Origin of the sequence: Sinorhizobium sp. CB7 (assembly GCF_041357635.1) — a bacterium.
In the GTDB taxonomy this organism is placed as follows: domain Bacteria; phylum Pseudomonadota; class Alphaproteobacteria; order Rhizobiales; family Rhizobiaceae; genus Rhizobium.
This window is the reverse complement of sequence record NZ_JAULLL010000052.1, coordinates 1-2635: the sequence shown is the minus strand read 5'-3', so window position 1 is coordinate 2635 and position 2635 is coordinate 1. Positions and strand designations below refer to the sequence as shown.

General features: G+C 64.0%; 3 protein-coding genes. All 3 read right to left on the bottom strand.

Translation table 11 applies throughout. The features are described 5' to 3' along the window. On the bottom strand, nucleotides 1-817 hold an 817-nt coding region (locus tag AAE029_RS36125; RefSeq protein WP_371077750.1), incomplete at its 3' end, for an ABC transporter ATP-binding protein. 44 nt (nucleotides 818-861) lie between these two features. Beyond that, complete coding sequence (locus AAE029_RS36120; RefSeq protein ID WP_371077749.1) at nucleotides 862-1752, bottom strand: carbohydrate ABC transporter permease; 891 nt, start codon at nucleotides 1750-1752, stop codon at nucleotides 862-864. After that, the gene (locus AAE029_RS36115) at nucleotides 1752-2630 is read right to left on the bottom strand and encodes a carbohydrate ABC transporter permease (RefSeq protein ID WP_371077751.1); all 879 of its coding nucleotides are present in this window, start codon (nucleotides 2628-2630) and stop codon (nucleotides 1752-1754) included. The genes AAE029_RS36120 and AAE029_RS36115 overlap by 1 nt, the downstream gene beginning before the upstream one ends. Nucleotides 2631-2635 lie beyond the last annotated feature (5 nt).

Sequence of the window (2635 nt, the reverse complement as noted above, 5' to 3'; positions counted from 1 at the left end):
TGCCGGGCGCCACCGGCAGTCTCAAGACGTCCGCATTCGAGCGTTCGAGCGAGACCTGCAGGCCGCCTGCCCCGTTTTCCACCGTCGCGGTCACCAGATTCATCGCCGGCGACCCCATGAAATCGGCGACGAACATGTTGGCGGGCCGGTTGTAGATGTCGGCGGGCGTGCCGAACTGCTGCAGCACGCCGTCCTTCAGCACGGCGATCTTGGTGGCGAGCGTCATCGCCTCGATCTGGTCGTGGGTGACATAGACGATCGTCGTCTTCATGCGCTGGTGCAGGCGCTTGATCTCGGTGCGCATGTCGACGCGCAGCTTGGCGTCGAGGTTCGACAGCGGCTCGTCGAACAGGAACACCTGCGGGTTGCGCACCAGGGCGCGGCCCATGGCGACGCGCTGGCGCTGGCCGCCCGACAGCTGGCTCGGCTTGCGCGCGAGCAGGTGGCCGATCTGCAGGATCTCGGCGACCTCCTTGATCGCCTTGTCGCGCGCTTCCTTGGCCACGCCGCGGATCTCCATGCCGAAGGCGATGTTGCCGGCCACCGTCATGTTCGGATAGAGCGCATAGGACTGGAACACCATGGCGATGTCGCGCTGCGACGGCGCCAGGCCGGTGACCGAGCGGCCCCGGATGGCGATGTCGCCCGCCGTGATCGGCTCCAGCCCGGCAATGGCGTTGAGCAGGGTCGACTTGCCGCAGCCCGACGGCCCGACCAACACCAGGAAGCCGCCCTCCTCGATCTCGATGTTGATGTCCTTGAGGATTTCAAGCGCGCCATAGGACTTGCGCAGGTGGGCGATCTTCAGAAACGACATGAGCTTATCCCTATGAACCTATCCCCATGAGCTATCCCATGAGCCTATCCCTTGACGGCCCCCGACATCAGGCCGCGCACGAAGTAGCGGCCGGAGACGATGTAGACGATCAGCGTCGGCAGGGCGGCGAGAATCGCGCCGGCGAAGTGGACGTTGTATTCCTTGACCCCGGTCGAGGAACTGACGAGGTTGTTGAGCGCCACCGTCATCGGCGTCGAATAGGGGCCGGAGAACGAGGCGCCGAACAGGAAGTCGTTCCAGATGTTGGTGAACTGCCAGATCACCGAGACGACGATGATCGGCGCCGACGACGGCAGCAGGATGCGCCGGAAGATCTGCAGGAAGGTGGCGCCGTCGATCTGCGCCGCCCGGACCAGCTCGCTCGGGAACGCCTCGTAATAGTTGCGGAAGTAGAGCGTCGTAAAACCGAGGCCGTAGACGACGTGCACCAGGATCAGCCCCCAGATCGAGCCGGCCAGCCCGAGGAGGCCGAGGATGCGCGCCATCGGGATCAAGACGATCTGGAACGGGATGAAGCAGGACAGCAGCAGCATGCCGAAGAAGACGTTGGCGCCGCGGAACGACCACTTGGTCAGGACATAGCCGTTCAGCGCCCCGACGATCGTCGAGATCGCCACGGCCGGCACCACCATCAGGATCGAGTTGAGGAAGAAGGGCCGCAAGCCCGTCGGCTGCACGCCGACCTGCGCCGTCGACCAGGCCGAGATCCACGGCGCGACCGTCCAGGTCTTCGGCAGGCTCAGCATGCCGCCCTGGCGGATCTCGTCGAGCGGCTTCAGCGAGTTGACGACCATGACGTAGAGCGGCAGCAGATAGTAGATCGCAAAGACGATCAGGGCGGCATAGATCAGCGCCCGCGTCAGCCGGCCGTGCGCAATGGCGTTTTGCGGGGTGGGGGTGGCAGCCGCGCGCATCAGCGTTTTCCTCCGCGGATTTCGGAATAGAGGTAGGGGATGATGATCGAGAAGATCATGATCAGCATGATGATCGCCGACGAGGCGCCGATGCCCATCTGGTTGCGGGTGAAGGTGTAGGAATACATGAAGGTCGCCGGCAGCTCGGTCGCCTGCCCCGGGCCGCCGCCGGTCAGCGCGACGATCAGGTCGTAGGCCTTGATCGCCAGATGCGCCAGCACGACGAAGGCCGACAGGAACACCGGCCGCATCAAGGGAATGATGATGCGGCGGTAGATCGTCACCGCCGAGGCGCCGTCGACCTGGGCGGCCTTGATCATCTCGTTGTCGACGCCGCGCAGGCCGGCCAGAAACATCGCCATGACGAAGCCGGACGACTGCCACACCGCAGCGATGACGACGCAGTAGATCGCCAGCTTGTTGTCCTTGATCCAGGTGAAGGAGAAGCTCTGCCAGCCCCACAGATGCATGGTGTTTTCCAGGCCGATGCCGGGATCGAGGAACCACTTCCAGGCGGTGCCGGTGACGATGAAGGACAGCGCCATCGGATAGAGGTAGATCGGCCTGAGGATGCCTTCGGCGCGGATCTTCTGGTCGAGCAGGATCGCCAGCGCCAGGCCGAGCACCGAGCAGATGACGATGTAGAGCGAGGCGAAGATCGCCAGGTTGGAGATCGCCCGCCACCAGTGCGGCAAGGCCCACAGCCGCGCATAATTGCCAAAGCCGATCAGGTTGTAGGACGGCAGCATCTTGCTGTCGGTCAAAGACAGGAAGCCGGTATAGGCGATGAAGCCGTAAACGAAGATGACGATGACGACGAAGCTCGGCGCCAAGACCAGCTTGGGCAAGTGCTGCTGCAGTCGGCTGCGCGTGTCCATCGCTC